The sequence below is a fragment of the Nesterenkonia populi genome (genome assembly GCF_007994735.1).
In the GTDB taxonomy this organism is placed as follows: Bacteria; Actinomycetota; Actinomycetes; order Actinomycetales; family Micrococcaceae; genus Nesterenkonia; species Nesterenkonia populi.
In genome coordinates, this window is sequence record NZ_VOIL01000001.1 from 657,112 (window position 1) to 684,100 (window position 26,989).

Here is a 26,989-nt window from a genome sequence, read left to right on the forward strand (position 1 = left end):
TAGTGTTGGTCCTATGAAGGTTCTGGTGGTGGGCCCTGGCGGCCGTGAGCATGCGATTGTCCGGGCGCTGCTGCGCGACCCGGCCGTCGAGGCGGTGGAGGCCGCCCCCGGCAACGCGGGGATCGCCCGCGACGTCGCCTGTCACCCGGTGGACGCGGAGGACGGCGCTGCAGCGGCGGAGCTGGCGCTCGCCGGCGGGTTCGACCTGGTGGTGGTGGGTCCGGAGGCGCCCCTGGCCGCGGGAGCGGCCGACGCGGTGCGGGCCGCCGGGGTGCCGGTCTTCGGCCCGTCCCGGGCCGCGGCCCAGCTGGAGGCCTCCAAGGCGTTCGCCAAGGAGGTCATGTCGGCCGCCGGCGTCCCCACCGCCCAGGCCGTGCACGCCTCCGGCCCGGACGCTGCCGCTGAGGCTCTGGAGAGGTTCGGCGCCCCGCATGTGGTCAAGGATGACGGGCTGGCCGCGGGCAAGGGCGTGGTGGTCACCGAGGACCGCGACGCCGCGCTCGCCCACGCCCGGGCCTGCTTCGAGGCCGGCGGCTCCGTGGTGATCGAGGAGTTCCTCGACGGCCCCGAGGTCAGCCTCTTCGTCCTCTCCGACGGGGAGAGCCTGGTGCCGCTGACCCCCGCCCAGGACTTCAAACGGATCTTCGACGACGACGAGGGCCCCAACACCGGCGGCATGGGGGCCTACACCCCTCTCGACTGGCTCGAGGGCTACACCGAGACCGACGACGCCGGAACCACCCGTGACTTCACGCAGATCGTGATGGACCAGGTCGCTGCCCCCACGGTCCAGGAGATGGCCCGCCGCGGCACTCCGTTCGTCGGAGTGCTCTACTGCGGCCTCGCCGTGACCTCGCGAGGGGTGCGGGTCGTGGAGTTCAACGTCCGCTTCGGCGACCCGGAGACCCAGGCGGTCCTGGAGCGCTTGGAGACCGGGCTCGGAACCCTCCTCCTCGATGCTGCCACGGGCCGCCTCAACGCCGGCCCGGACGGAGCCGGCCGTCTGCTGGCATGGAGGCCCGGCGCGGCGGTCGACGTCGTCCTCGCCGCGGAGAACTACCCGGACAGCCCCCGAAGGGGCGACGCGATCACCGGCCTGGAGGCTGCCGAGAAGATCGAGGGCGTCTCTGTGCTGCACGCGGGGACCAAGGCCGACGACGCCGGGGAGATCGTCACCGCAGGCGGGCGCGTGCTTGCCGTCGTCGGCACCGGCGCCAGCCTCGCCGAGGCCCGTGACCGCGCCTACGCCGGGGTCGGGAGGATCAGCTGGCCCGGCGCCCAGCACCGCACCGACATCGCAGCCAAGGCGCTGCGCGGAGAGATCCGAGTCGCCCCGCAGCTGCCCGGCTGGGTGCATGCGGGCTCCGGAAAGGTCCGTGAGCTCTACACCCCCGCACCAGGCTCCGGCTGGGACGGCGAGAACGTGATGCTGCTGGTCACCACCGACCGGGTCAGCGCCTACGACCACGTCCTCACCCCCGGCATCCCCGACAAGGGCAAGATCCTCACCCAGATGAGCCTCTGGTGGTTCCGGCAGCTCGAGGAGCACGGCATCGCCAACCACGTGGTCTCCACGGAGGTGCCCGAGGCCGTCGCCGGCCGGGCGATCGTCGTCCGCCGCCTGGACATGGTCGAGGCCGAGGCGATCGTCCGCGGCTGCCTCACCGGCTCCGGGCTGAAGGAGTACCGCCGGAGCCGCACCGTCACCGGGATCGCGCTGCCCGCCGGGCTGGAGGACGGCTCCGAGCTGCCCGCGCCCCTCTTCACCCCCTCCACCAAGGCCGAGCAGGGCGACCATGACGAGAACATCAGCTACGGCCGCCTCCAGGAGATCGTCGGCGCGGAGCAGGCCCGCCGGCTTAAGGAGATCGCCCTGAAGGTCTACGAGGTCGCCCACCAGCGTGCCCGACGGGCAGGCATCATCCTCGCGGACACCAAGATCGAATGCGGGATCGGCGAGGACGGCCGGATGGTGCTCGCCGACGAGGTGCTGACCCCCGACTCCTCCCGCTTCTGGCCCGCCGACGAGTGGGAGCCGGGCAGGGCCCAGCCCAGCTTCGACAAGCAGTTCGTCCGCGACTGGCTGACCAGCGAGGAGTCCGGCTGGGACCGGGACTCCGGCGTCGTGCCCCCGCCGCTGCCGGCGCACATCGTCTCCGCCACCCGCGACCGCTACATCGACGCCTACCGCCGTCTCACCGGTGAGGAGCCGGTCCTGTAGCTACAGCGCCCCCGCGATCGCCGCCGCGTATTCGTCGGTGCACTCGCCGGTGGGGTGGACCTGGTCGGCCTGCAGGCAGTGGGTGTTGGCGCTGGCCCGGCTGTTCCAGTCAGCGACCCGGACGTTTCCGCGGCTGGAGGCGACCCCCCGCAGCATCGCGTTGTGCGAGCTCACGAACGCCTGGGGCCCGTAGAGGTTCACCAGGATGACGGTCCGGTCGCCGGCGGCGCTGACGGCGCGGCGCATATCCGCCTCGCCGCCCACACCGTTGATGCCCACACCGATCACCACGGTCTCGGCCGAAGGCACCTGGCGCACCGCCGCGGCGACCACGTCCGGCGCGGACACCAGCTGCCGGGACTCAGCGGCGTCCACGACGACGTCGAAGCGGCTGGTCAGGGCGCCGGTGGATGCAAGCATCACCGAGTCGCCGACGGCGACCATGCTGGCGCCGCTGCCGCTCTCCGCGGGAGGAGACTCCTGGCTGGGGGAGGGCTCCTCGCTGGGCGTCTGACCGGACTCCTGCTCAGGGGTCGGCTCAGGCTCAGATTCGGGCTCGGGCTCGGGCTCCGGGGTGGGGCTCGGCTCGGGCTCCGGCGTCTGAGCCTCGGGGGTGCCGGGCTGGGGCTCGTCGGGAATGCTCGGGGCGCCCTCGGGCTCGGCGGGCTCCTCGTCGGACGGAGCGCCGGCGTGACCTGGGACCCTCAGCTCCTCCGGCAGGATGCCGCCCCGGGACGCGGACTCAGCCTCATCGTCGTGCTCCTCATCGGCCGGGGCATCGGCGGGCTCATCCTCGTCGGCCTCATCCGTGAAGGAGTGGGTGTGCTCCTGCCCCGCAGCAAGCGTGTCCTGCAGGGTGGTGGACTCTGGACTGCGCGTCTGCGACCAGGCCACGGAGCTGATCAGCAGGGCGACGATCGTCCCCGCCGCGGCGGCACGGACGGGGGCCCGCAGAAGGTGGGCGAAGCCGCGGCGTCGCACCGGCATCTCCACCCATCGGTAGCTGGCCTCCGCGGCCAGGGCGGCGAGCACGACGGCGAGCACCCGGACCTCGTACTGATCCAGCAGGTCCAGCAGCGGGATCCGGCGGGCGGCCATCACATGGTCGGCCAGCACGATCAGCGGGAAGTGCCAGAGGTACAGGCCGTAGGAGCGGGTGCCGATCCAGCCGAGCACGCCCCGATCCGCCAGGCGCGGAACCGCAGCCGGGGCGATGAGGCAGGCCCACACCAGCAGCAGGCCCGCGAGCGTCGCGCCGAGGGTCAGCAGCGGCTCCCGGCCCGGCGTCTCACCCACCGAGGTGAACGTCAGAAGGATGATGGAGGCCAGGCCCAAGGCCGCCATCAGCAGCGCCAGCGCACCGCGGCCGGCGGTCCGGGCCGTGCCCCGGAGGCGAGAGGGCTCTGACGGCGCAGGGGCTGCGGCGGCGCCCCCCGAGGCGTGCCCGGAGAGATCCCCGGCGGCGCCGGCGTGCACCCCGCCGGTCTTCAGGAACGCTTTGGGACTGAACGCCAGCGCCGCGCCCAGCAGCAGCCCGTACAGGTGGCTGACCGTGGCGAGGTAGGCGACGTTCGCCTGCCCGAAGTGCACCAGCCCCAGCATCAGCACCACAGAGACCGCGGCCAGGCCCACCAGGTTGGCGCGCATCCGCGCGAACGCCTGCTTGGGCAGCTTCGTCCTCACCAGGAACGCGATCAGCAGCACCGGCCAGAGCAGGTAGAACTGCTCCTCGATGGCCAGAGACCAGAAGTTGTCGAACAGCCCCGCCTGGGATGCGTTGAAGTAGTCGAAGCTGGTGACCATCTGCACCCAGTTCGCGGTGAACGTGAAGATCCCGACCAGCTGCCAGCCCAGCCCGGAGAGGACGTCTCCGCCCAGCGCCGCCGCTGCCAGAGTGCACACCGCCACCACCAGCACGATTGCGGGGATCAGCCGCCGGGCGCGACGGATGTAGAAGCGCTTCAGGTCGATGCGCCCGCGGTCCCGGTGCTCGCGGATCAGCAGCGAGGTGATGAGGAACCCGCTGATGACGAAGAAGACATCCACCCCCACGAAGCCGCCCGGCGCCCAGGACGGGTTGATGTGGTAGACGATCACCAGCACCACGGCGAGCGCACGCAGCGCGTCGAGCCCGTGGAGGCGGGAGCGGCCGCCGTCGTGCCTGATCCGGTCCCTGATCCGGGCGGGACGGGCACGCTGGGGTTCAGCGGGTGCGGGCGCGGGCCGTTCAGCCAGCTGTTCCGTGGGCACAGCGGTTCTCCTAGGCCATCTGCTTCGGGGGAAGATGCGGGGAAGGCTGCAGAGGACCCAGGGTCATCATGCCAGCAGAGGGCACCGATGACGGCCAATGGGCCAGTGCGTGTCAGGACGACATGCTGGCTTCCCACGCCGCGTGGAGCTGGGAGAAATAGCCGCCGGCCTCGATCAGCTCCTGCGGGGCGCCGTCCTCCACGACCTCGCCGTCGTCGATCGCCAGGACCCGGTCGGCGATGGTGACGGTGGAGAGCCGGTGCGCGATGATCAGCGCCGTCCGGTTCCCGAGGAGACGCTCCAGGCCCTGCTGGACCAGCTGTTCGCTGGGCAGGTCCAGGGAGGCGGTCGCCTCGTCCAGGATGAGCACGGCCGGATCGGCCAGGAACGCGCGGGCGAAGCTGATCAGCTGCCGCTGGCCGGCGGAGAGACGGCCGCCTCGCCTGTTCACATCGGTCCTGTAGCCCTCAGGCAGAGACTCGATGAACTCGTGGACGCCCACGGCCCTCGCGGCGGCGACGATCTCATCGAAGGAGGCCTCCGGGCGGCCCAGGGCGATGTTCTCCCGGATGCTTCCGGAGAACAGGAACCCCTCCTGAGTGACCATCGCCACGTGCCGGTGCCGGTCCTCCTCAGCAAGCTCACGCAGGTCCACGCCGTCGAGCGACACCGCTCCGGAGGTGACGTCGTAGAAGCGCGAGAGGAGCTTGGCCAGGGTGGACTTGCCAGCGCCCGTGCGCCCGACGATCGCGACGGTCTGGCCGGCGGGGATCCGGAGGTCCAGCTGCTTGAGCGCCACCGGCCCGTTCTCGGAGTAGCTGAACTCGGCGGCGTCGAACCTCACCTCGCCCCTGGCCTGCGGCAGGCGGACGGGGCTCTCCGCCTCGACGACCTTCGGCTTCTCCTCCAGCAGGCCGGAGACCTTCTCCAGGGCGGCCACGGCGGACTGCAGAGAGTTGTAGAACATCGCGATCATGTCCAGCGGCTGGAACACACGCTTGGCGGCGATCACGACGCCGGCCAGGACTCCCGCCCCGAGGTCTCCCTCCAGCACGCGGAAGCCGCCCCAGAGCAGCACCACGGTGACGGTGAGGTTGCCGACCAGCAGCAGAGAGGGCTGGAGCACCCCGAAGAGGCCGATGGCGCTGACCTGGTCATCCCGGTAGTTGCCGGCGAGCCGGCGGTACTGCCGGTCCCTGGCGTGCTCGCGGCGGAACGCCTGGACGGCCCGGATGCCCGTCATGGACTCCACAAAGTGCACGATCATCCGGGCGGAGCTGATCCGGGTGCGCCGGTAGGCCACCTCGGATCGCTTCTGGTACCAGCGGGCCAGGAAGAAGACGGGAATCGTGGCGCAGGCGAGCACGAGCCCGGAGAGCGGGTCCATGATCACGATCGAGACGGCGGTGAAGAGCATGAACATACCGCCCTGCACCAGGGCGTTCACCCCGCCGTCGAGCAGCTCCCGCAGGGATTCGAGGTCGCTGGTCTGCCGGGAGATGACCTTCCCGGAGGTGTACTTCTCATGGAAGTCCAGGGAGAGGCGCTGGGTCTGGCCGAACACCTCGTCCCGCAGCCGGTACAGCATGGCTTGGGCGGCGGTGGCCGTCATCCGTGTATAGCAGAACAGGAGCACCGCAGCGGTGACGGCCGCGGTCATGTACACCGCGGCGGGGACGAAGAGCCCGCGGGAGTCGCCGTCCAGCAGGGTGGGGATCCCCCAGTCGAGGGCGAAGGCCACAATCATCGGAGTGGAGGCCTGCGCGGCCTGGGAGACGACGACGGCCAGGGCGGTCAGCAGCAGTCGGAGGCGCTGCCCCTCGGAGACCCGCACCAGCAGCCTCCAGGAGCGGCGCCGGATGAACCTCCGCTCCTCCTTGCTGAGGTCAGTCTGCTCCTCCCCGGCGGTGCCGCGCAGATGCGCGAACGGATCCTTCTCCGGGCCTCTGCTCTGATCGGTCATCTCGGTCATCGGAGGACCTCCCGCTCGGGGGCCATCACGGTTCGGTAGAGCTCGCTGCGGGCCAGCAGCTCCGCGTGAGTGCCCACTTCTGCGATCCGTGCCCCCTGCCCGGGCTCCCGGTGCAGCAGGGCTGCCCGGTCGGCCAGAGCCACAGTGGAGGGGCGGTGGGCGACGATGATGGTGGTGGTTCCCTCGAGGGCCTCCTTCAGCCGTTCGGTGACGCGCTCCTCGGTGCCCACGTCCAACGCGGAGAGCGGGTCGTCCAGCAGCAGCACCGAGGGGCGGGAAGCGATGGCCCGCGCCAGGGCCAGGCGCTGCCGCTGCCCGCCCGAGAGGCTCAGCCCCTCCTCGCCGATCCGGGTGTCCACACCGTCCGGCAGGGACTCGACGAACCCGGCGTCGGCAGTGGCGAGGGCGTCCTCCATGACCTGCTGCAGCTCATCATCTGCGGGGAACGCGTCCCGGTCCGGGTGGTGAGGGTCATCGCCGTCGCGCTGGTGACCGGTGCCCAGCAGCACGTTGGCCCGCACGGAGGCGGAGAACAGCGTGGGCTCCTCGAACGCGATCGTCGCCCGTGAGCGCAGATCAGCGAGGTCGAAGTCGCGGACGTCGACGCCGTCGACCCGCACCGCCCCGCCGGTGACGTCATACAGGCGCGGGATCAGGCTCAGCAGCGTGGAGGTGCCGCCGCCGGTCGCAGAGACCAGGGCGAGGGTCTCGCCGGGCTCGACCCGCAGGCTCACCCCATCCAGCAGGTCCGGCTCGCCCGGCTTGGCGTCCGGGAACCGGAAGCGCACATCCTCCAGCTCCACCACGCCCCGCTCCGGGGCGGTCCTCGGCTGCTGCGGGGAGGTCAGCTCAGGCTGGATGTCCATCACGTCGATGTGGCGGTCCAGGCCGGTCTTCGCCATGAACACCATGGACAGCAGCTGCCCGATGTTCTCCAGCGGCGCTTTCAGCACGATGGCGACGCCGAAGAAGCTGGTGATCGCTCCTGCGGTCGCGTTGCCCTCGCTGACCTGCCAGATCCCTCCGGCCAGGCAGATCGCCAGCACCCCTTCCGGCAGCAGGATCATCAGCAGCTGGAAGGTCGCCAGCGTCTTCGCCTTGGTGACCTCAAGGATGCGGAGGCGCCGAGCCTGCTCACGGAAGCTCGCCTGGGCGTACCTGCCCCGGCCGAAGGCTTTGAGCACCCGGATCCCGTGCACCGACTCCTCCACGTGGGTGGCCACGTCTCCGGCCTGGTCCTGGGAGGACCGGGACAGCTGCGAGAAGCGGCGCCGGAACCAGGGGCCGAACAGCAGCACCGGGACTGCCCCGCACAGGAAGATCGCAGCCATCACCGGGGAGTTCAGGAACATCAGGGTCAGGCCGGTGATCAGGGTGACCACCACGGTCACCAGCATCAGCGAGCCGAACGCGAAGAACCGGCGCAGCAGGTTCAGGTCCGCGATCGCCCGCGACTGCAGCTGGCCGGCATCCCAGGCCGAGTGGAACGCCGCCGACTGCCCCGCCAGGCGGGCGAACAGGGACGTGCGCATCGAGGTCTCCGCGTCCGAAGCGACCGGGATCACGAAGAACCGGCGCAGGTAGACCAGCAGCGCCTCGAAGATGCCGAGGGCCAGGATGAACCCGGCGCCGAACCACACCGCCCGGGCCGCGGCCCCCTCCGCCTCAACATCATCGACCACCGTTCCCAGCATCTGCGGGATCGCCAGCGCGGTCACTCCTGCGCCCACCGCTGAGAGCAGGCCCAGCGCCCAGCGCAGCCGCAGCCCCTCGGTGTAGGGGCCCAGGCGGGCCAGGGCTCGCCATAGGCTGCGCTGCTCACCCTGCTGCGCCTGCTGCTGAGAAGCGGTCGGATCAGACATCAGGCGGCAGCTCCGGCGGGGTCGGGGGCGGGCAGCAGAGTCAGGAGGGTGGCCTCGGGCGGGCAGAACAGGCGGACCGGGGCGGTCGCTGAGGTGCCGATCCCCGCTGAGACGTGCAGCAGCGTGTCGCCGCTGGGGGAGGGGGCCCCGGTGCGGTCGATCCGGGTGAGGCCCTTCGCCTGCGGGGTGGGCAGGTCGCAGTTGGTGACCAGCGCCCGGCCTCCCGGCAGGCAGACCTGCCCCCCGTGAGTGTGTCCGGCGAGCACGATCCCAGCATCTGCCCGGGCGAACTCGGCGAGCACCGAGCGCACCGGTGCGTGCGTCACAGCGAGGCGGGCGCCCTCGCCGGAGCCCCAGCCGTCGAACGCGTCACGCTCAATATGGGCGTCGTCGGTGCCGGCCAGCTGCAGCCGATTGGCGCCCACGGTCAGAGCAGCGTGGGCGTTGGTGAGGTTGGCCCAGCCGGAGGACTCGAACCCGGCGTGCAGCCGGGCGGTGTCCAGAGTGGGCTCGCCATGCTCCTGGTGCGGGCGGGAAGGGCCGGCCAGGTACTTCAGCGGGTTCTTCGCCCGCGGGGCGTAGTAGTCGTTGGACCCTGGCACGAACGCGCCGGGAAGCGCCCGCAGCGGGGCGAGCGCCTCCAGCACCTCTGGTATCGCGTCCGGGTGGGAGAGGTTGTCCCCCGTGTTGATCACCAGGTCCGGCTGAAGCTCAGCCAGCCCCTGCAGCCACCGGAACGCCTTGCGCTGGCCGGGCACGTAGTGGATGTCTGCGATGTGAAGGACCCGCAGCGGCTCTCGCAGCCCAGCCAGGGCGGCTTCAGCCTGCCGGAGCGTGTACCGGCGACGCTCGACGACGCCCGCGTAGGCGGCGGTGCCGGATCCTGCCGTGAGGACCAGCCCGGCCGCCGCCGCTAGCGGGCGCACTCCGCGAAGGGGGCCGTCCGATCAGTCGTCGTCATCGGAGTCATCGTCGTCGTTCTGGCCGCCGTTGTCGGGGCCGGTGGCCAGGGAGTACGGCCAGTACCGGTTCTCGCGCCGGTCGCTGAAGGGCGAGTCCTGCGCCTCACTGAAGTCACCGGTCGGGTACGCACCAGCCACCTGGGTCATGTAGTCGTACCACATGGGGGCTGCGAGGTGGCTGCCGTAGAGCTGGTCGTCGTAGAAGGTGCCGCCGAAGGTTTCGTCGCTGAGGTTGTAACGCTCATAGGTGTGGCCCTCCCAAGTGCCCACATGGCTGACCGTGGTCAGGCCCTGGGTGGACCCCGCGAACCACGTGTTGGTGCCGCCGTCTGAGGTGCCCGTCTTGCCGAGCATCGGGTAGGAGGGATCGTCGTCCGGGATGTCCTCGGCGATGTTGATGAGGGTGTCGTTGACCTGTGCGGCGATGTCGTCGTCGAACGCCTGGTGGCAGCTGGTCTCCTGGCCGGGGTACTCGTTGCCCTGCGCGTCGGTCACGGAGAGGATCGCGCGGTTCTCGCAGCGCTCACCGTCCTGGGCGAAGGCAGTGTACCCCTCAGCCAGAGTCATGGGGGAGAGCTCAATGCCACCGATGATGGCCGAGATGGCCCGGGTGAAGTCGGGGTATGTGAACTCGCCGTCCTCATCCCGCACTGGGTGGTGCAGGCCAGAGCGTTCAGCGATGTCGTTGAGCGCACACAGGTCCATGTCCGCCGCGGTCGCCGCCGTGGCGGTGTTCAGGGAGTAGAACAGGCCGAAGTCCACCGTGGTGTCCTCGTCGTCCAGCTCATCGATCACGTTGTCGACCTGCCAGCCCTCCTCGTCGGGCAGCTGGACCTGGCCGCCCTCGCGGCAGCTCGCGTCGAACGAGTGGCCCTGCTCGTAGTGGTCCGTGCTGGCTTCCACGACGTCGTCCATGGAGCCGCCCTCCTCCACCCAGGCGGCGGAGACGAAGGGCTTCAGGGTCGAGCCGACGGGGAAGCCGCTGGAACCGCCGTAGGGGTGGTCGGTGTTGAAGTTCATCGTGGTGCGGCCGGCATCCTCGTCGTCATCGGTGTGGTACTCCGTGGACTGTGCCATGGCAAGCACGTTGCCGGTCTCGTTCTCCAGGGTGGTGATGGTGCCCACCGCGCCGGAGCTGTGGCCGATCTCGACGTTGTCGTAGACCTCGTCCTCTGCAGCCTCCTGCAGCTCCGGGTCCAGGGTGGTCTCGATGCGCAGGCCGCCGCGGTTCAGCAGGTTGAGGCGGTCCTCCTCGGTCTCCCCGAACTGCGGGTCTTCAGCGATCAGCTTGGTGACGTAGTCGCAGAAGTAGGGGGCGTTGGCGGCGTTGATGCAGCCGGCCGTCTCGCCCTGGTCCTCGATGAGGCCGAGATCTGAGCTCCGGGCCTCCTCCGCCTCGTCGGCGGAGATGAACCCGTTGCGCTCCATCGTGTCGATCACCGTGTCCCGGCGGTACAGGGAGGCGTCGGGGTTGGCGCGCGGGTTGTAGGCGTTGGGGGACTGCACCATGCCGGCCAGCACCGCGGACTGCTGGATGTTCAGCTCGGAGGCGGAGACCCCCCAGTAGGACTGGGCAGCGGCCTCCACGCCGTAGTTCCGGCCGCCGAGCAGGACGATGTTGAGGTACCCCTCGAGGATCTCCTCCTTGGTCATCTCCTGCTCCACGCCGACGGCGAGCTTCATCTCCCGGAGCTTGTCGCCGTAGGTCTTCTCGTTGATGCCGGAGATCGTGTATTGGCCCTCTCCGGTGATCGTGACCGCGTTGTTCAGCACGTTGTTCACGTACTGCTGGGTGATGGTCGAGGCGCCCTGCTGGGTGGGGCGGGTGAGGTTGTGCACCAAGGCGCGGCCCACGCCGCGGGCGTCCACGCCGCCGTGCTCGTAGAAGCGCTCGTCCTCAATGGCGAGGATGGCGTCCTGCATGGAGTCGGAGATCTCGTCCAGGTCCACCGGCTGGCGGTTCTCCTCGTAGAACTCCGCGATCTCGTTGCCCTCGGCGTCCAGCATCACCGACGGGGTGGACAGCGGGGCCTCCTCCAGCTCAGTGGGGATCTCCTCCAGAAGGTCGGAGCCCGCGGCCGCGGCGGCGCCGCCAGTGGCTGCCAGGGGGAAGATCAGGCCCGCGGCGAGAATGCCGCAGAGCGCGCTCACACCGAGGAAGGACATGATTTTGCCCACGGTGGTGGCGGTGTCGAAGAGGGGAGATTTGCGCGGTGCCATCCGCACTATGATATCGGGCAGGTCAACCCAGGCTCAGCAGGACCTCAACACGAGGTGGAAGCAGCGCGCCCTCGCGCGTGAGCTACCGTGACACCCATGACCTCACCCGCGAAAGCCGGCTTCCTCCCGGTGATCCTCGGCCCCCTCATCCACGGCTACACCGCCGCGCGCAGCTTCCACGAGATCTACGGCGTGAAGTCGGTGATGCTCGCCCGGAACAAGACCGGGTACACCTGGGCCTCCTCGATCCTCGACCTGCGGCTGCACGAGGACCTCAACGACGACGACGCGTTCCTGCGGATCCTCACCGAGGCCGCCGCGGAGCTGCAGGCTGAGCACGGGGTGCCCCTGGTGCTGGTTCCCAGCAACGACATCTACGTGGAGATGGTCGCCCGCCACGCTGAGAGGCTCTCCGGGCACTACCTGTTCAACAGCCCCCGCGAGGAGCTGCGCGCCCAGCTCATGGACAAGGAGGCGTTCTACACGCTCGCTCAGCAGCACGGACTCGACATCCCCGCGACTCAGATCCACCGGGTCGGCGAGCCCTTCGAGCTGCAGATCGACCGGTTCCCCGTGGTCATCAAGCCCACCCACTCCAACCAGTGGTGGCAGCACCACACGCAGATCCGCGGGCACCAGAAGGTCTACCGGCTCGGCTCCCTCGACGAGGTCCTCGACGTCGTCTCCGCGGTCGAGGACTCCCCCTACCGAGAATCCCTGATCATCCAGGAGTACGTCCCCGGCGACGACACCAAGAACTGGGACGCGGTGCTCTACCTCAACAGCGAGGCGAAGTGCGAGCTCGTCACCCTCGGCCAGGTGGCCCTGCAGGAGCACGCCGCCAACGCCGTGGGCACCTACAGCGCCATCATCTCCAAATATGACGAGGCCATCATGCTGAAGTTCAGAGACTTCCTCGAAGCCGTCGGCTACACCGGCATCGCCAACGCGGACATGAAATGGGATGAGCGCGACGGCGTCTACAAGGTGATGGAGATCAACTGCCGTCCCGGACGCTCCAGCTACTACACCTCCCAGCTCGGCCACCCGATGATGCAGTACCTGGTCGACGACGTCGTCCACGGCCGGCGCAGGGAGCTGACCCTCGCCCAAGGCGATGTCCTCTTCCGGGTCACTCCCCGATACGTGCTCAAGGAGTACGTCAAGGACCCCCAGGTGCTGGCCGAGGTCAAGCGGCTCTTCCGTGAGCGCAGGGACAGCAACCCGCTCACCTATGCCAAGGATCTCTCACCCCGGCGCAACGCCTACCTCCTCGGCCGGCACCTCAGGCAGGGCAGAAAGTACGCCGCCGGAACATGGCAGCAGGACTGATCCGCGGCTCAGCCTTCCACCAGGGCTGAACGGGCCTTCGCCTCTCACCTCTCCGTGCACTGGCCGGTGCTGACGGTGTCGGCGAAGGCGTCGGGCTCGGTGAGGACCTCCCCGGCGGCGTCGGCGGTCACGGCGAAGCCGACTGCGTTGCCCTCCATCGCGCGGGCGAAGATCACTCCGACGACGTCGCCCTGCGGGTCCACGAGCGGCCCGCCGGAGTTGCCCTGCCGGACGTCTGCGTTGACCTGGTAGATCTCAAGGTCTGAGGGGTCCTCGCCGTAGATGCTGTTGACCTGCGAGGTGTCGCGGGCTTGGACGACGGCCGGGCCGGCGGTGAACGGTCCGCCGGAGGGGTAGCCCATCACGAAGCCCTCATCCCCCGCGCTGAGGGGCTCGCCGAGGCTGGCGGCGGGGGCATCCAGCGGATCCACGGCCAGCAGGGCGAGGTCGGAGGCGGGATCGAAGTGGACGGCCCGACCAGTGACGACCTGGCCGTCGGGCATCTCCACGGAAGGCTCGGAGACCCCGGCGACGACGTGCGCGTTGGTGACCACCCGGGTGGAGGAGACCGCCACGCCGGACCCTGATTGGGATTGGGCGCACTGTTCCGCCACCCCAGTGATGCGGGCCACGGAGGCGGCGGTCTGCTCGGCCTCAGCGGTCAGCTCCCCGCTGAGCTCCGGGGCCTCATCGGTCTCCGGGACCAGCAGCTGGGCGATTTCTGGAATGTCGGAGTCGACGACGGCGCCCTGCACCTGCCCGAACATCCGCTCCACCGAGTCGGGGATCGCGCCGTCGAGGGCGCGCAGCACCATGGACTGCTGGATGTGCTGGTTGACCGGGGCGAAGCCCATCCCCTGCACGGAGAAGCTCAGCCCCGCGATCACAATGGCGGCCACGAAGAGGTTCAGCAGCCCGCCGAAGACCGCGGTGACTGCCTGAAGGGTCTCGCCGCGGAAGAGCTTCTGCACCTCACGGCCGGCGGCGGAGCCCAGTGCATGCCCGGCAACCACCAGCACGATCGCTGTGCCGATCACCGCCATCACCCGCCAGAACGGGTCAGTCACCCAGCCGGCCACCATCGGCATCGCGAAGAACGCCGCCGTCGCGCCCACCAGGAACCCGGCGGCCCCTCCGAGGGTGTTCCAGAAGCCTCGGGCCACCCCGCCGATGAAGAACCCGATGAGGATCAGCACCAGAATGATGTCCAGCAGAGTGGGCTCCACGTGTCCTCCGGGTGCTTCTGTGCGTTGTGGGTGCAGGGGCCGGGCTGAAAAGGCCGGCCTCCAGCCTATGGCACCGCGTGCTGATGCGCGCAGACCGCTCGCCCGGCACCCTGCGGGAATATCGTGTGACTCTGGTAACTTTTCTACAGGCAGTAGTAAAAAACTGCCTGATTCCCTCGTCCGCCTACCCAGAAACGGAACGGTCATGGACCTCGACGTACTGCGCCGCGCGCCCCTGTTCGCCACAGTCGACGACGACGCTTTCTCCACCCTCACCGACCAGCTCACCGAGGTGGAGCTCTCCCGCGGGAAGTCGATCTTCCACGAGGGCGAGGAGGGCGATGAGCTGTACTTCATCACCTCCGGCAAGATCAAGCTCGGCCGCGCCACTCCGGACGGGCGGGAGAACCTGCTGGCCGTGCTCGGCCCCGGCGAGATCTTCGGCGAGATGGCACTGTTCAACCCGGCGCCCCGCACCGCCACCGCCACCGCGGTGTCTGAGACTCGGCTGGCCGGCCTGAAGCACGAGAACCTCAAGAAGGTCATCCACCAGGCCCCTGAGGTCTCCGTTCAGCTGCTGCAGGCCCTGGCCCAGCGGCTGACCCGCACCAACGAGTCCTTGGCCGACCTGGTGTTCTCCGATGTGCCGGGCCGTGTGGCCAAGGCCCTGCTGGACCTCGCAGACCGCTTCGGCCGCCCCGCCCCGGACGGCGTCCTGGTGGCGCATGAGCTCACCCAGGAGGAACTGGCCCAGCTGGTCGGCGCCTCCCGTGAGACCGTGAACAAGGCGCTCGCAGAGTTCGTCCAGCGCGGCTGGCTGCGCCTGGAGGCCCGCGCCGTCGTCATCCTCGACATTCAGCGCATCCGCCAGCGCTCGCGGTAGTCCCGGCGCCCCCGAGGCGCAGGTCGCCTCAGATTCCTCGCTGGGCCATGTAGAGGTTGAAGACCTTGGCGAGCGCGGGGTTCACCGTGCAGTCCCATTCGCCGAGGGACTGCACGACGTCGGCACCCATCGTGGTCTTGAACTCTGCCAGGCCGCGGGCAGGCGAGTCCTTCTCCAGGGAGGGGCTGATCCCGCCGAGCCCGTACCACCGGCACCCGGCCTCCAGCGCCAATTCGATCTGATGCAGCTGCAGCAGCCGCGGGGCGTACCGCTTCCGCTCCTCGTTCGAGGACGCGCCGTATGCGTAGAAGCCGAGGTCTCCCTGCCGGATATAGACAGCGGCGGCCAGGGGCTTCCCCTCAAAGTGTGCGCAGAGCACCCGGCACTCGCTCAGCCCCCCCTGGTTCATCGCAGAGTGGAGCCGGCGGAAGTACTCCGCCGGGCGGGGGAGGAAGCCCTGGTTCTCGGCGGTGGCCCGGTAGAGCTCCTGGAACTCGGCAAGCCGTGCCTCGGCGTCACCGTCCGCGGAGTCCAGGACGGTGAGCTCGGAGCGGGTGGACTTCCGGGTCTGCCGGCGTGAGGTGGAGTTCATCCGGCCCAGCACCTCATCCACGCTCAGGGGCGGTTCCGTGCCCTCGTCGTTCTTCTTGGTCAGCAGGATGCTCGCGGCGAACTGCGGCTGGCCGGCCTCGAAGTCCGTGCTGGGCTCCGGCTCAGCCCACCCGAGGTCCAGCAGCTGCTGACGGGCCCGCAGCATCCGCGGGTCCTCCTGCACCGGGGCCAGTCCCGCGATGCCCTCCCGGGCGGCGGGCTCCTCAGCCGCCGCGTCGGCGAGGGCCTGGCGCACCTCCGCCGCAGACCAGCGGCGCACATGGCCGGGCAGGCCCATCCGGATGAGGAAGGCGCCCGCCCCGGCCAGATAGTCAGTCAGTGCAGGCAGGACTTCCGTCAGGGGCGCTTCGTCCTCGTCCAGGACGGGGCCCTCAGGAATGTAGGCCAGACGCTTGGCGCCCAGCAGCGGGATGCGCCTCGGCACCGGCAGGCGCCGCCCGAGCACCAGCGCGGCGCCCACCAGCTGCTCCTGCCGGCCGTCGCCGCTGCGGAAGATCCCTACGGAGAACCCTTCCCACTCGGGCTTCACCAACGCCCACTGGGGGTTCTGCATGAAGCTGGCCCACGGGCGCTCCGAGAGGAACTCCGTGTGCTGCGCGGCGCTGATCGGGTGCAGAGACACAGAGGGAGCAGCAGCGGTCACAGGCAAACCCTGGTCACAGGCCCTTGGCCCAGGTGGCCTCGGCGTACTTCTTCCGGTAACGGACTGCGCGGACAGCGGCCCAGGCCCGGCGCTTCAGGCTCCGCTCGCCCTGAGCGATCATCGGCCTGTGCACCTTCTTCTGCCGGTACATCTGGTCGACGTCGGCGAGGACCTTCGGGTCGTTCGTGTACTTCTTCAGGATGCTGCGCGGCACCAGGGTGTAGAGCCGCCGCTCCTCCACGAACACGCACTCGGAGGGCTGCCGTCCGCGGATCAGGTCCTCCACCAGGTAGCCCGCCAGGTTGTGGCCCTGTGCGGTGGCGTGGTCGCTGGAGCGGCCCTGACGAATATTCACCTCGAGGATCTTGAAGCTGCCGTCCCGCTCGTCCCACTTCAGGTCGAAGTTTGCCAGCCCCGTGTAGCCGATCTCCTCCAGGAAGCTCTTCATCAGAGTCATCGCATCACGGTCGTACCGGGAGATGACGGAGGCGAAGTTCCCGATGGCGGTCGGCTCGTGCTCCTGCAGCACCACCTGGGCGAGGTTCACGAACTCAGCCTTGCCGGAGGTGTGCAGGTACAGGTCCGACTCGTACAGGGACGTGTCCCCGCCGGGAATGAAGTCCTGGATGATGATCGGGGCCCGGTACCCGGAGGCCTCGATCTTCTCCACGACCGCGGCCAGCTCCTCATGCGAGGAGACTCGGTAGACCTTCTCCTGGCCCTCGAATGCGGTCCGGTTGTACTGGACCGGGTCCGAAGGCTTCACGATCACGGGGAAGTCCGAGATCTCCGCAGTCAGCGGCTCGCCCACCGAGTGGAAATGAGTCTCCGGGATCGGCAGCCCGTGCTTCTGGGCGAACGGGTAGAAGAGCTCCTTCCACTGCAGCGTGTCCAGCAGCTCCATGCTCGGACAGTTGAACCGGTAGTGCGGGCTCAGGCTCTCCGCGTTCTCGATGATGAGGCGCACATAGTGGTCGCTGGTTCCCACCAGCAGCAGCGGGTCGGCGTCCTCGTGCGCTGCGGCGAACTCCAGCAGGGCCGGGAGGAACACCTCAGCGTCGTCGAGGCTGTCCACCAGGGTGGTGGAGGCGATGATCGAGGAGTACCCGGTGAAGCCCAGGTTCACCTTGCCGATGACGTGCGGCCTGATTCCGAAGCCCTCGTAGAAGGCCGTGGCCATGTGGTAGGCGTTGAGGTCCGTCCCGATGATGACCGGGGTGAACTCCGGGGAGCTCTTAGGAGACATGGGCGATGGCGTCCACTTCCACCGGGGTGTCCAGCGGCAGCACCGGCGCCGCCACCGCGCTGCGGGCGTGCTGCCCGGCGTCGGCGAAGGCGTGGCCCAGCAGCTCCGAAGCACCATTGATCACTCCCGGCTGGCCGGTGAACTCCGGGGCGGAGGCGACGAACCCGCCGACCTTCGCGATCCGGGTGATCCGGTCCAGGTCCCCCACCGCATGCTTCAGCGCGGCAATGATGTTGATGCCGCACTGGCGGGCCAGCTCGTAGGCCTGCTCAGCACTGACCCCCGCGCCGACCTTCCCGGCGGCGGGAAGCCTGCCCTCCACCAGCGGCAGCTGCCCGGAGACGTAGACGACGCCGTCCACGACGACGGCGGGCTGGTAGGCAGCCACCGGGGGGACCACTTCAGGCACGGTGATGCCCAGCTCAGCCAGGCGCTCCTCGACTCGTGACATCGTCTTCCGGCGCCCTCTACTGCCGAGGCCGCTTCAGGTAGGCGACCGGAGCGTTGCCCTCCGGGCCCGGAAGCACGGTGACGAGCTCCCAGCCGTCCTCGCCCCACTGGTCGAGGATGCCCTTGGTGTTGTGGATGATGAGCGGAATGGTGGCGTATTCCCACGTGGTCTGTTCAGCCATGGGGCCAGCTTACAAGCTGAGGAGGGCTGCGAGGTGGTCCACCGCGTACTGGTAGCCGGCCGGGCCTGCCCCGGCGATGACCGCGTTCGCCGCCGGGGAGACGTAGGAGTGCCTCCGGAACGGCTCGCGGGCGTGCACGTTGGACAGGTGCACCTCCACCACGGGCAGGCCGACGGCCTTGAGCGCGTCATGGATCGCCGCGGAGGTGTGCGTGTAGGCGGCCGGGTTGATGACGATGCCGGCGGCGGTGCCTGCTGCGGCCTGGATCGCATCGATCAGCTCGCCCTCGTGGTTGGACTGGACGAAGTCGGCCTCCAGCCCGTAGGACGCGGCCGTGCGCCGGCACAGCTCGTTGATGTCCTCCAGGGTCGCGGAGCCGTAGATCTCCGGCTCCCGGGTCCCCAGGAGGTTCAGGTTCGGACCGTGCACGATCAGCAGACGCTCAGCCATACGCGCAGTCTATGCGTGAGCAGCTGTCGCCGCCCTACTCTGCGTGCTTGGTGCGCATGTCCTCGGCGATCTGGATCATCACGGAGGGGTCGGAGAGCGTGGAGGCGTCCCCGACGTCATCACCGTTGGCGACGTTCTTCAGCAGCCGTCGCATGATCTTCCCGGAGCGGGTCTTCGGAAGCTCCGGGACCACCAGCACGTTCCGCGGCTTGGCGATGGGTCCGATGTCTGCCCGGACGTGCTCGCGCAGCTGGGCCTCCATGGCTTCCGGGTCGGCCTGCTCCGACTCGGCGTTGAGGATGACGAACGCGACGACGGCCTCACCGGTGGTGGCGTCCTTCGCGCCGACCACCGCCGCCTCGGCGACCTGCTCGTGGGCCACCAGAGAGGACTCGATCTCCGTGGTGGAGAGCCGGTGGCCCGAGACGTTCATGACGTCGTCCACGCGGCCCAGGATCCAGATGTCCCCGTCCTCGTCGTACCGGGCGCCGTCGCCGGCGAAGTACAGGTCTGTGCCGAACCGGGACCAGTAGGTGTCCCGGTACCGCTCCGGGTCGCGCCAGATGCCGCGCAGCATGGCCGGCCACGGCTGCTTGATGACCAGGAACCCGGACTCGCCCCTGCCCACAGGCTCACCCATCTCGTCGACGATGCCGATGTCGATGCCGGGCACGGGCTTCTGCGCGGAGCCGGGCTTGGTGTGGGTGACCCCGGGCATCGGAGCGATCATGTGCCCTCCGGTCTCAGTCTGCCACCAGGTGTCCACGATGGGTGCTGGCTCATCCTTGGGGGGACGGCCGGGGCCGCTGCTCGCGCCGATGACTTCCCGGAACCACAGCCAGGCCTCCGGGTTGATCGCCTCGCCCACCGTGCCGAGCACTCGGAGGGACGAGAGGTCGTACTCCTCGGGGATCTCGCGGCCCCACTTCATGCAGGTCCGGATGAGGGTGGGGGCGGTGTAGAGCTGGGTGACCCCGTACTTGGCGACCATCTCCCAGAGCCGGCCCTTGTGCGGGGTGTCCGGGGTGCCTTCGTAGATGACCTGGGTGGCGCCGTTGGCCAGCGGCCCGTAGACCAGGTAGCTGTGCCCGGTGATCCAGCCGACGTCGGCGGTGCACCAGTACACGTCGGTCTCCGGGCGCAGGTCGAAGCTGTCGCGGGCGGTGACCGCGGTCTGGGTCAGGTAGCCGCCGGTGGTGTGAAGGATGCCCTTGGGCTTGCCCGTGGTGCCGGAGGTGTAGAGGATGAACAGCGGGTGCTCCGAATCGTGCGCGGCGTAGGCGTGCTCAGCGGAGCGGTCCGGCACGACGTCGTGCCACCACAGGTCCCGTCCTTCCGTGAAGGAAACGTCCTCGCCGTTGCGGCGGACCACCAGGACATGCTCCACCGTGTGGCCCGGCTCGGCCAGCGCCTCGTCCACGTTGGGCTTCAGCAGCGAGGGCTTCCCGCGTCGGTAGGAGCCGTCCGCGGTGATGATCAGCTTCGCCTCGGCGTCGTCCGCGCGAGAGCGCAGCGCGTCCGAGCTGAACCCGCCGAAGACCACCGAGTGCAGGGCGCCGATCCGTGCGCAGGCCAGCATGCTGATCACCGTCTCCGGGATCATCGGCATGTAGATCGCCACCCTGTCCCCCTTGGAGACTCCGAGGGACTCGAACGCGTTGGCGGCGCGGGCGACCTCCTCGGCCAGCTCCGCGTAGGTGATCCGGCGGGAATCGCCCGGCTCGCCCTCGAACAGCAGGGCGGCGCGCTCGCCGTGGCCCGCCTCCACATGCCGGTCCACACAGTTGTAGGCGGCGTTGAGCTGCCCGCCCACGAACCATTTCGCGAAGGGGGCGTCCGACCAGTCGAGGACCTCGCCGAAGTCGGTGTCCCAGCTGAGCGTTCCGCGTGCCTGCTCGGCCCAGTAGGCGAGCCGGTCTGCCCCGGCGGCCTCGTAGCGGCCAGCATCTGCCACCGCGGCGGCGGCGAAGCGTGCGCCCGGGGGGAAGGGGCCGGTCTGCTCATGCTGGACGGTGCCGGGTGCTGCGGTGCTGCTCATACGTGTCTCCTCACAGATGGTCTGTGGTCTGCATCACAGATACTACGTGTGGGCGTGTGTGCTGTGAAGTCCGCATGTCAGAACCGGGTCAGCCCCTCTTCTAGGATGGGCGGATGCCTGAGGAGACGCTGCTGGGAAAGAAGCGCCGTGTGCGGAAGATCAGCCGTGTGCTCGGCGAGGCATACCCCTACGCCGTCGCGGAGCTCGACTTCGAGAACGCCTTCGAGCTGCTCGTCGCCACCGTCCTCTCCGCCCAGACCACCGACGTCCGGGTCAACTCCGTCACCCCGCGCCTCTTCGCGAAGTACCCGGACGCCTCTGCGATGGCGGCCGCCCGGGAGGAGGAGCTGGCGGAGATCATCAGGCCCACCGGCTTCTACAACTCGAAGACCAAAGCTCTCCTCGGCCTCTCCGGCGCTCTCGTCGAGGAGCACGACGGCGAGGTGCCCAGCACCATGGCTGAGCTGGTCAGGCTGCCCGGCGTGGGCCGGAAGACCGCGTTCGTGGTGCTCGGCAACGCCTTCGGCCAGCCCGGCCTCACCGTCGACACCCACTTCGGCCGGCTCGCCCGCCGGCTCGGAATGACCGAGGAGACCGATCCGGTCAAGGTGGAGAGGGCCGTCGGCGCTCTCTTCGAGCCGAAGGACTGGACCGACCTCTCCCACCGGCTGATCTACCACGGCCGCCGCGTCTGCCACTCCCGCAGGCCCGCATGCGGCGCCTGTCCCATCGCCGCATGGTGCCCCAGCCGCGGTGCCGGGGAGACTGATCCGGTCGAGGCCGAGAAGCTGCTGGCCTATGAGCTCAAGCCCGGCCGCGAAGAGCTCCTCGAGAAGCTCCGCGCCGGCTATACGCGCCGCCAGCTTCAGGCAGAGGGGCACCCCCTGAGCGCATAGTGCCGCGGGCCCGGCCGGCGGCGAGCTCGGTCTTGCACAGCACCGGGCGGGGCGAGCGTGACGCTCCGACGGGCCCACAGATGGGGTTCGAGGCCGGGTCAGCGGGTCTGTGCCGAACGAGGCTGGCCCGCATGCGATCTGAGCCTGAGGAGCCACGGCTGCTGCTCGTCACCGAGGATGAGCAGCTGCGCGACGATATTGCCCTGATCGCCGCCGTCGTCGGTGCCCGGCTGGACGTCCGGGCCGGGTGGCGGGACACGGACCCGAGCACCACGGGGGAGTGGGCGGCTCTGCTGTGCGGCCCGGACGCCCCGCCCCCGCGCGGGCTCGGGCAGACGCTGCTGGTCGGCCGTGAGGCTGAGGCTCTCTGGGCGGCGGCCGCGCTGGCGCCGCAGGCCGCCCCGGTGCCGCTGCCTGCCGGGGAGGCCTGGCTGAGCGAGCACCTCTCGGCGAAGGTCCTCAACCGGGCTGAAGGCAGCGTGGTCGCCGTCGCCGGAGCTGTCGGCGGGGCGGGAGCCACCACTGCTGCGTACCTGCTGGCCGCTGAGGCCGCCGTGCGGGGCGACCGCGTGCTGCTGCTGGACGCTGAGGCGGGGGCCGGCAGCGGGCTGCATCACCTGCTTGAGCACGCCCGCGCTGGCGGCGGAGTGCGGGGTGAGGGGCTTGAGCTGCCGCAGCTGATCGCCACGGAGGGCGAGGTCTCCTCCGCACATCTCACCCGTGCCGTGCCCGTGGTGGACGGCGTCCACCTGCTGACCGGCGGGCCTGAGACAGATGCTGCCCAGCTGCGGGCCAGACTGGAAACCATCCTCCGGGCGGGCGCCCGTGCGTTCGACCTGGTGGTGCTTGACCTCGGCCGGGCGGCCCTCTGGACGTCCGTCGCCGAGCAGGCGGACCATCTGCTCGTGGTCACCCGCCCCACCCCGCGCGCCGCGGCGGCGGCCGGGCAGATCCTCGACGCCGCCCCGGGGCAGCCCGCCGCGGTCATGGCCAACGGCAGGCCCGCGCCCGGCTGGGGCCTGGGCGAGCTGGAGCAGGCGCTGGGCGCTGAGGTCGCCGCGGACCTCGCTGAGCAGCGGTGGATGCGTGCCGCCGACGACCCTTCCGCGGCCTATGAGCTGCTGCGGGCCGCACACGGCGCTCGGCTGATCGGGGGACTGCTGGAACGGCTGGCCGGAGACTTCGACCACCAGCACCGGGCGGTGCCGCGTGTCTGAGAGTGCCCAGGAGCAGGCTCTGATCAGCCCGGACCGGATGGATGCTCTCCGGGAGCAGCTGACCTCCACCTCCGAGCCGGTCACCGCCTCCCGCATCGCTGAGGCCGTCCGGGCCCAGGGGATGGCGCTGAGCTCCGGGACCGCCCAGCAGCTGGTCCGCACCCTCCGCGACGAGCTTGTCGGCCTGGGCCCGCTCCAGCAGTTCGCCGACCAGCCCGGGGTCACCGACGTGGTCCTGGACGGCCACGGGATGATCTGGACCGACGGGGCAGCAGGGCTGCGCAGCACCGGGGTGCAGGTGGGCTCCGAGAATCAGGCGCGCGCCCTGGCGCGGAGGCTCATCAGCGTTTCCGGCGGGCGGCTGGACGAAGGCCGCCCCTGCGCGGACGGCCGCATCGGGAACTGCCGCATCCACGCCGTCATCCCGCCCATCGCCGTCGAAGGAACCATGATCTCGGTGCGTGTGGCGCGCAGCCGCACCGTCGCCCTGGAGGACCTCGCCGGGCAGTGGAACAGCGCCGAGGAGTGGCTGCGGGCGATCCGCCGGATCATCAGCGCACGCATGAACCTGCTCGTCTCCGGGGCCACCGGCTCCGGCAAGACCTCACTGCTGGCGGCGATGCTCGGCGAGGTGCCGGCCGAGGAGCGGATCATCATCGTTGAGGACACCACGGAGATCCAGGCTGCTCACCCGCACGTGATCCACCTGCAGGGCCGCGTCGGCAACGTGGAGGGCGCCGGCGGTGTGGACATGGGACAGCTGGTCCGCCAGACCCTCCGCATGCGGCCGGATCGGCTGATCGTCGGCGAATGCCGGGGCGCGGAGCTGCGGGACTTCCTCACCGCCATGAACACCGGCCACGCCGGGGCTCTCGGCACCGTCCACGCGAACTCGCCCGACGCCGTCCCTGCCCGCCTGGCAGCGATGGGCGCGCTCGCCGGGCTCACCCCGGACACCGTCCGCATCCAGGCCGCCGTCGCCCTCCATGCCGTGGTCCACGTAGAGCGACGGCACGGCCAGCGGATGCCGGTGAAGCTCTCCCTGGTGACCTACGCCGACGACCGCCTCACGATGGTGCCCGCGCTCACCACCACCGGCGACGGCGCTGAGCGCGGTCCCGGCTGGGAGCAGCTCTGGACTGACGAAGAGGCCCCGCTCTGAGCGCCGTGCTCGCAGCGACCGCCTGCGCCCTCGCCATCGTCGCCGCCCTCCTGGGGCTTCCGCGGCCGCCCGGCGCACTGCCTCGGCGGCGCGGGCGAGAGCCGGTGCGGGAACGTCTGCTGCGGCTGCGGCCCGTCGCAGAGCGGCCTGCCGGGCAGGAGGAGGCCGCCCAGCTGCTCCGACAGCTCGCCGCCCTGCTGGCGTCCGGCCGCGGAGAGGCTCAGGCGTGGGCAGACCTCCGTGACCACTGGGCCCGCACCCGGTCCGACCACCCCTTCGTCCCGATCGCCGGGCAGATCGCCGCCTCCGAGATTTCCGGGGCCGGCACAGCCGAGGGGATCCGCCGCAGCCTCAGCACCTTGGAGGAGAAGAGCCAGGACGCCGCCCAGAAGCAGACCAGGCGCGTCCTCACCCGCCTGCTGGCGGTCACACGGCTCTCCGAGCAGACGGGGGCACCGCTCTCCCAGCTCATCGAGCGGCTCGCCGCCTCCCTGGACGATGCCGCGCAGCTGCGCGCTGCCGTCCGAACCGCCGCTGCCGGCCCCCGACTCACCCAGCTGATCCTCACCCTCCTGCCCCTCGGCGGAGTGCTGCTCGGCCAGCTGATGGGCGCCGACCCGGTCTCCGCCCTTCTCGGCAGCGCGGCCGGACTCGGCTGCCTCGGGCTGGGGCTGCTCTTCCTGCTCGCCGGCAGGCTCTGGAGCCGACACATGATCCGGTCCGTCGAAGCCCGCATATGAGGGCAGTCCGGTGATCCCCGCCCTCGCCGCAGGCGCCCTCGCAGCCGTCAGCATCCTTCTGCTCGCGCCCGGCGGACCCCGGCTCGACGCACGCCTGCCAGGGGCTGCCCCGCGCAGGCGTGCGCCGAAGAACGCAGAGCCGGGGGCGGGTGACGTCGACGCGGCATCCCTCCTGGACCTGACCGGGGCGCTGCTGGCCGCCGGGATCGGCATCGAAGCGGCCCTGGACCGGCTCGCCCGCACCGTCCCCGGAGCCGATCCGCTCGGCAGGATGCATCGGGCGCTCGCCGCTGGAGCCGGGTGGCAGCAGGCCTCCGCCCACGTGGAGCATCATCCGCAGCTGGCCCTCTACTGTGAGCACCTCAGCTTCTCCTACGCCACCGGTGCGCCCAGCGCCCGAATGCTCGAAGCCGCCGCAGCTCAGGCCCGCGCCCGGCAGCGGCACGAAGCCGAGCGCGCCGCCGGGGAGCTCGGCGTGAAGATGATGCTGCCGCTGGGCGCCTGCTTCCTCCCCGCCTTCATTCTGCTGGGAGTGGTCCCGGTGATCATCAGCATGCTCCCGGAGACGCTCGGACTGTGATCTACATCCGGTATGCCGCTACCCCGAGGGCGTGGGTGATGCTCGGGTCTTCGCCGCGCCGGGCTGCCGCCGACATCATCCCTTCCAGCATTCCGCGGGCGTCGAAGTCCCCGCCCAGGGCAGCCAGGTACTGCTCATGGGCCTCCAGCGAGGCGACTGCACGCTCCAGGGGCTCCCCGGTGACGTTGATCAGGTGGGTGGGCTCGCCCCCGAAGCTCAGCAGCCAGCTCGCACCCCAAGCCTTGAGCCCCTCCTGCTCGGCCAGGTGCGGGAAGACCCACGGGTTGTCGGCGTCGCGCACTGCGTCCACGGCCGCGAGGCCAGCGGCCCGGTGATCAGCGTGGTTGAGGCCCCAGCTGACCTCGAGCTCCCAGGTCTGGGTGAGCACCACGTCGGGCTTCACCCGGCGAATATGGCGGGCGATCGCCTCCCGCACGACCAGATCGGCCTGCAGGGCGCCGTCCGCGAAGTCCAGGATCACAAGGTCCTTGACCCCCACCTCAGCGCAGGCGGCCCGCTGCTCCTCAGCGCGCAGCACGGCGACCTCGGAGGGGAGCTCCTCCCGCATCCCCGCCTCCCCGGCGGTCAGCAGCAGGTAGGACACTTCGATGCCGTGCTCAGCCCATCGGGCGGCGGCGGCCGAGCCCCCGTACTCCATATCGTCCGGGTGGGCGACCACGCACAGCACCCTGCGGACGTCAGCATCGTCAAAGAGCGCAAGAGCGTCAGACATGCGCCCATCACACCACATCAGGTGCGTTCGTCGTCGCCGGAGCTATCTGTCCTTGTGCTTGATGCGCAGGCCGGAGTCGCGCAGGATCCGGGCCAGGTCACGCCCGGTGACCTCCACCGCCCCGCAGGCCACCAGCCGTTCGTAGTGGTGGGCCGCGACGTCATAGTGGTCCAGGTCGAAGGCGCGCGGGCTGATCCCCGCCGCGCCGGCGAACGTGTGCAGCTCCACCAGGGAGAAGTCAGAGATCAGGTGCCCGAACGCAGTTTCGTGCGCGGGCCAGATCGGCGGGTCGATATAGACGGTCATCAGAGCATGGGAGCCTACTCCACATGCCCTGCCTGCAGAGCCTCCGGCGGGCCGGCCCGGCTGGTGCGCTCCGCCCGAGTGCCCGGCATCGAAAGCTGCGCCGGCAGGAGGAGAAGCTCCGCTTCCACGCTCACGGTCACCCGCACTTCGGTCTCGTGCTCGCCGCCCACTCTGCAGTCCAGTACGGCGGCACTGTTGCGCACCGCGACCTGCTCAGCCGCAGCGCACGGGTCGCCCGTTGCCAGACCGCGGGCGGTGTCAGCCGCGGCCAGCGCCGCCAGATCCGCCGCACGGGCAGCCTGGGCGCCGGCCGCAGCCGCAGCAGTGATCAGATGGACCACCGCGAACAGCACCATGAGCCCCGCGATCACCCCGATGGCCGCCACTGTCCCGGAGCCGTCCTCGTCCGGCGTCGCGGCCCCGCCGCGCCTCATCGGCCTGATCCTCCGACGTGCTCGGTGAGGGCCGAGGCTTCGGCCTCGTAGACGGAGGACACCTCGATCAGCCCAGCGATCCGGACAGGACGAGTCAGGAGCACCCGGGTGTAGGCCCCGTCGGGGGACAGCGTGACGGTGACGCTGTCGCCGGCGGCACGGACAGCGGCCTCCTCCACGACGGCCGCCGGCTCCCCGCGAGCCAGCTCCCGGGCCGCCTCGCGCGCCGCGGACTCCAGGGCGACCGCCTGGACACCGTGGGATCCCAGGCTCAGCACCAGCAGCAGCACCGCCACGATGGACGGAAGCGCCAGGGCGAACTCCGCCGTCACTGACCCCCGGTCCCCGGGATCCTCCGCGAGGCTCATGATG

General features: G+C 70.2%; 24 protein-coding genes. 8 read left to right on the top strand and 16 right to left on the bottom strand.

Annotated elements, in window-relative coordinates; all coding sequences use genetic code 11:
* The first annotated feature begins 13 nt into the window (after positions 1-13).
* Entirely contained in the window at positions 14-2,221 is a 2,208-nt protein-coding gene (gene purD, locus FWJ47_RS03120; RefSeq protein ID WP_147103949.1) for a phosphoribosylamine--glycine ligase, read from the top strand.
* On the opposite strand, the gene FWJ47_RS12135 is transcribed toward purD, so the two are convergent.
* The 5 genes from FWJ47_RS12135 to FWJ47_RS03145 form a co-directional block, all read right to left on the bottom strand.
* On the bottom strand, positions 2,222-4,471 hold the full coding sequence (locus tag FWJ47_RS12135; RefSeq protein ID WP_147103952.1) for an acyltransferase family protein: 2,250 nt from the start codon (positions 4,469-4,471) through the stop codon (positions 2,222-2,224).
* A 112-nt stretch (positions 4,472-4,583) separates the two neighbouring features.
* The gene (locus FWJ47_RS03130; protein ID WP_246126139.1) at positions 4,584-6,443 is read right to left on the bottom strand and encodes an ABC transporter ATP-binding protein; all 1,860 of its coding nucleotides are present in this window, start codon (positions 6,441-6,443) and stop codon (positions 4,584-4,586) included.
* Positions 6,440-8,305 (bottom strand): ABC transporter ATP-binding protein, encoded by a 1,866-nt coding sequence (locus FWJ47_RS03135; RefSeq protein WP_147103955.1) that lies wholly within the window; start codon positions 8,303-8,305, stop codon positions 6,440-6,442. Before FWJ47_RS03135 ends, FWJ47_RS03130 begins: the two co-directional genes overlap by 4 nt.
* A complete protein-coding gene (locus FWJ47_RS03140) occupies positions 8,305-9,231 on the bottom strand; it encodes a metallophosphoesterase (protein ID WP_147103958.1) in 927 nt (308 codons plus the stop codon). Before FWJ47_RS03140 ends, FWJ47_RS03135 begins: the two co-directional genes overlap by 1 nt.
* Before the next feature lie 21 nt (positions 9,232-9,252).
* Complete coding sequence (locus FWJ47_RS03145) at positions 9,253-11,487, bottom strand: transglycosylase domain-containing protein (protein WP_147103961.1); 2,235 nt, start codon at positions 11,485-11,487, stop codon at positions 9,253-9,255.
* Between the two features lie 96 nt (positions 11,488-11,583).
* Between FWJ47_RS03145 and FWJ47_RS03150 the strand changes: the two genes are divergently transcribed.
* On the top strand, positions 11,584-12,819 hold the full coding sequence (locus tag FWJ47_RS03150) for a carboxylate--amine ligase (protein WP_147103964.1): 1,236 nt from the start codon (positions 11,584-11,586) through the stop codon (positions 12,817-12,819).
* A gap of 44 nt (positions 12,820-12,863) precedes the next feature.
* On the opposite strand, the gene FWJ47_RS03155 is transcribed toward FWJ47_RS03150, so the two are convergent.
* On the bottom strand, positions 12,864-14,045 hold the full coding sequence (locus tag FWJ47_RS03155; RefSeq protein ID WP_170228453.1) for a MarP family serine protease: 1,182 nt from the start codon (positions 14,043-14,045) through the stop codon (positions 12,864-12,866).
* A 205-nt stretch (positions 14,046-14,250) separates the two neighbouring features.
* Here FWJ47_RS03155 and FWJ47_RS03160 point away from each other — a divergent pair, with 205 nt between their 5' ends.
* Positions 14,251-14,928: a Crp/Fnr family transcriptional regulator gene (locus FWJ47_RS03160; RefSeq protein WP_147103969.1), complete on the top strand. Its 678-nt coding sequence runs from the start codon at positions 14,251-14,253 to the stop codon at positions 14,926-14,928.
* A gap of 28 nt (positions 14,929-14,956) precedes the next feature.
* Here FWJ47_RS03160 and FWJ47_RS03165 read toward each other — a convergent pair whose 3' ends face one another.
* The 6 genes from FWJ47_RS03165 to acs are packed head-to-tail and all read right to left on the bottom strand — an operon-like array spanning position 14,957 to position 20,549.
* Entirely contained in the window at positions 14,957-16,183 is a 1,227-nt protein-coding gene (locus tag FWJ47_RS03165) for a lipid II:glycine glycyltransferase FemX (RefSeq protein ID WP_246126140.1), read from the bottom strand.
* 13 nt (positions 16,184-16,196) lie between these two features.
* Positions 16,197-17,429 carry a carboxylate--amine ligase gene (locus FWJ47_RS03170; RefSeq protein WP_147103972.1) on the bottom strand — a complete coding sequence of 411 codons (1,233 nt, stop codon included), beginning with the start codon at positions 17,427-17,429 and terminating at the stop codon, positions 16,197-16,199.
* Positions 17,419-17,880 carry a RidA family protein gene (locus tag FWJ47_RS03175; RefSeq protein WP_147103975.1) on the bottom strand — a complete coding sequence of 154 codons (462 nt, stop codon included), beginning with the start codon at positions 17,878-17,880 and terminating at the stop codon, positions 17,419-17,421. Before FWJ47_RS03175 ends, FWJ47_RS03170 begins: the two co-directional genes overlap by 11 nt.
* Before the next feature lie 16 nt (positions 17,881-17,896).
* A complete protein-coding gene (gene sp36, locus FWJ47_RS12020) occupies positions 17,897-18,061 on the bottom strand; it encodes a Sp36 family protein (protein WP_170228454.1) in 165 nt (54 codons plus the stop codon).
* 9 nt (positions 18,062-18,070) lie between these two features.
* Entirely contained in the window at positions 18,071-18,511 is a 441-nt protein-coding gene (gene aroQ, locus FWJ47_RS03180) for a type II 3-dehydroquinate dehydratase (RefSeq protein ID WP_147103978.1), read from the bottom strand.
* A gap of 34 nt (positions 18,512-18,545) precedes the next feature.
* Positions 18,546-20,549: an acetate--CoA ligase gene (gene acs, locus FWJ47_RS03185; protein WP_147103982.1), complete on the bottom strand. Its 2,004-nt coding sequence runs from the start codon at positions 20,547-20,549 to the stop codon at positions 18,546-18,548.
* A 113-nt stretch (positions 20,550-20,662) separates the two neighbouring features.
* Between acs and nth the strand changes: the two genes are divergently transcribed.
* The 5 genes from nth (at position 20,663) to FWJ47_RS03210 (ending at position 25,144) form a co-directional block, all read left to right on the top strand.
* The gene (gene nth, locus FWJ47_RS03190) at positions 20,663-21,445 is read left to right on the top strand and encodes an endonuclease III (RefSeq protein WP_147103985.1); all 783 of its coding nucleotides are present in this window, start codon (positions 20,663-20,665) and stop codon (positions 21,443-21,445) included.
* 131 nt (positions 21,446-21,576) lie between these two features.
* Positions 21,577-22,662, top strand: coding sequence for a CpaE-like family protein (locus FWJ47_RS03195; RefSeq protein WP_147103988.1), 1,086 nt, complete (start codon positions 21,577-21,579; stop codon positions 22,660-22,662).
* Positions 22,655-23,824, top strand: coding sequence for a TadA family conjugal transfer-associated ATPase (locus tag FWJ47_RS03200; RefSeq protein WP_147103991.1), 1,170 nt, complete (start codon positions 22,655-22,657; stop codon positions 23,822-23,824). The genes FWJ47_RS03195 and FWJ47_RS03200 overlap by 8 nt, the downstream gene beginning before the upstream one ends.
* A 5-nt stretch (positions 23,825-23,829) precedes the next feature.
* A complete protein-coding gene (locus FWJ47_RS03205) occupies positions 23,830-24,564 on the top strand; it encodes a hypothetical protein (RefSeq protein ID WP_147103994.1) in 735 nt (244 codons plus the stop codon).
* Between the two features lie 10 nt (positions 24,565-24,574).
* The gene (locus FWJ47_RS03210; protein ID WP_147103997.1) at positions 24,575-25,144 is read left to right on the top strand and encodes a type II secretion system F family protein; all 570 of its coding nucleotides are present in this window, start codon (positions 24,575-24,577) and stop codon (positions 25,142-25,144) included.
* A gap of 1 nt (position 25,145) precedes the next feature.
* On the opposite strand, the gene FWJ47_RS03215 is transcribed toward FWJ47_RS03210, so the two are convergent.
* From FWJ47_RS03215 to FWJ47_RS03230, 4 genes are read right to left on the bottom strand one after another with little or no spacing between them, the layout of a single operon-like run.
* The gene (locus FWJ47_RS03215) at positions 25,146-25,877 is read right to left on the bottom strand and encodes a PIG-L deacetylase family protein (protein WP_147104000.1); all 732 of its coding nucleotides are present in this window, start codon (positions 25,875-25,877) and stop codon (positions 25,146-25,148) included.
* Between the two features lie 42 nt (positions 25,878-25,919).
* The gene (locus tag FWJ47_RS03220) at positions 25,920-26,183 is read right to left on the bottom strand and encodes a DUF4031 domain-containing protein (protein WP_147104003.1); all 264 of its coding nucleotides are present in this window, start codon (positions 26,181-26,183) and stop codon (positions 25,920-25,922) included.
* A gap of 14 nt (positions 26,184-26,197) precedes the next feature.
* Entirely contained in the window at positions 26,198-26,617 is a 420-nt protein-coding gene (locus FWJ47_RS03225; protein ID WP_147104006.1) for an Rv3654c family TadE-like protein, read from the bottom strand.
* Positions 26,614-26,985 carry a TadE family type IV pilus minor pilin gene (locus FWJ47_RS03230; RefSeq protein WP_147104011.1) on the bottom strand — a complete coding sequence of 124 codons (372 nt, stop codon included), beginning with the start codon at positions 26,983-26,985 and terminating at the stop codon, positions 26,614-26,616. The genes FWJ47_RS03225 and FWJ47_RS03230 overlap by 4 nt, the downstream gene beginning before the upstream one ends.
* Between the last annotated feature and the right edge of the window lie 4 nt (positions 26,986-26,989).

What these genes read in the sequence shown, in the direction of transcription:
- purD (WP_147103949.1), top strand. Translation starts at nt 14, where the DNA reads ATGAAGGTTCTGGTGGTGGGCCCTGGCGGCCGTGAGCATGCGATTGTC.
- FWJ47_RS03130 (WP_246126139.1), bottom strand. Translation starts at nt 6,443, where the DNA reads ATGACCGAGATGACCGATCAGAGCAGAGGCCCGGAGAAGGATCCGTTC.
- FWJ47_RS03135 (WP_147103955.1), bottom strand. Translation starts at nt 8,305, where the DNA reads ATGTCTGATCCGACCGCTTCTCAGCAGCAGGCGCAGCAGGGTGAGCAG.
- FWJ47_RS03145 (WP_147103961.1), bottom strand. Translation starts at nt 11,487, where the DNA reads ATGGCACCGCGCAAATCTCCCCTCTTCGACACCGCCACCACCGTGGGC.
- FWJ47_RS03150 (WP_147103964.1), top strand. Translation starts at nt 11,584, where the DNA reads ATGACCTCACCCGCGAAAGCCGGCTTCCTCCCGGTGATCCTCGGCCCC.
- FWJ47_RS03160 (WP_147103969.1), top strand. Translation starts at nt 14,251, where the DNA reads ATGGACCTCGACGTACTGCGCCGCGCGCCCCTGTTCGCCACAGTCGAC.
- FWJ47_RS03170 (WP_147103972.1), bottom strand. Translation starts at nt 17,429, where the DNA reads ATGTCTCCTAAGAGCTCCCCGGAGTTCACCCCGGTCATCATCGGGACG.
- FWJ47_RS03175 (WP_147103975.1), bottom strand. Translation starts at nt 17,880, where the DNA reads ATGTCACGAGTCGAGGAGCGCCTGGCTGAGCTGGGCATCACCGTGCCT.
- sp36 (WP_170228454.1), bottom strand. Translation starts at nt 18,061, where the DNA reads ATGGCTGAACAGACCACGTGGGAATACGCCACCATTCCGCTCATCATC.
- aroQ (WP_147103978.1), bottom strand. Translation starts at nt 18,511, where the DNA reads ATGGCTGAGCGTCTGCTGATCGTGCACGGTCCGAACCTGAACCTCCTG.
- acs (WP_147103982.1), bottom strand. Translation starts at nt 20,549, where the DNA reads ATGAGCAGCACCGCAGCACCCGGCACCGTCCAGCATGAGCAGACCGGC.
- nth (WP_147103985.1), top strand. Translation starts at nt 20,663, where the DNA reads ATGCCTGAGGAGACGCTGCTGGGAAAGAAGCGCCGTGTGCGGAAGATC.
- FWJ47_RS03195 (WP_147103988.1), top strand. Translation starts at nt 21,577, where the DNA reads ATGCGATCTGAGCCTGAGGAGCCACGGCTGCTGCTCGTCACCGAGGAT.
- FWJ47_RS03215 (WP_147104000.1), bottom strand. Translation starts at nt 25,877, where the DNA reads ATGTCTGACGCTCTTGCGCTCTTTGACGATGCTGACGTCCGCAGGGTG.
- FWJ47_RS03220 (WP_147104003.1), bottom strand. Translation starts at nt 26,183, where the DNA reads ATGACCGTCTATATCGACCCGCCGATCTGGCCCGCGCACGAAACTGCG.
- FWJ47_RS03225 (WP_147104006.1), bottom strand. Translation starts at nt 26,617, where the DNA reads ATGAGGCGCGGCGGGGCCGCGACGCCGGACGAGGACGGCTCCGGGACA.
- FWJ47_RS03230 (WP_147104011.1), bottom strand. Translation starts at nt 26,985, where the DNA reads ATGAGCCTCGCGGAGGATCCCGGGGACCGGGGGTCAGTGACGGCGGAG.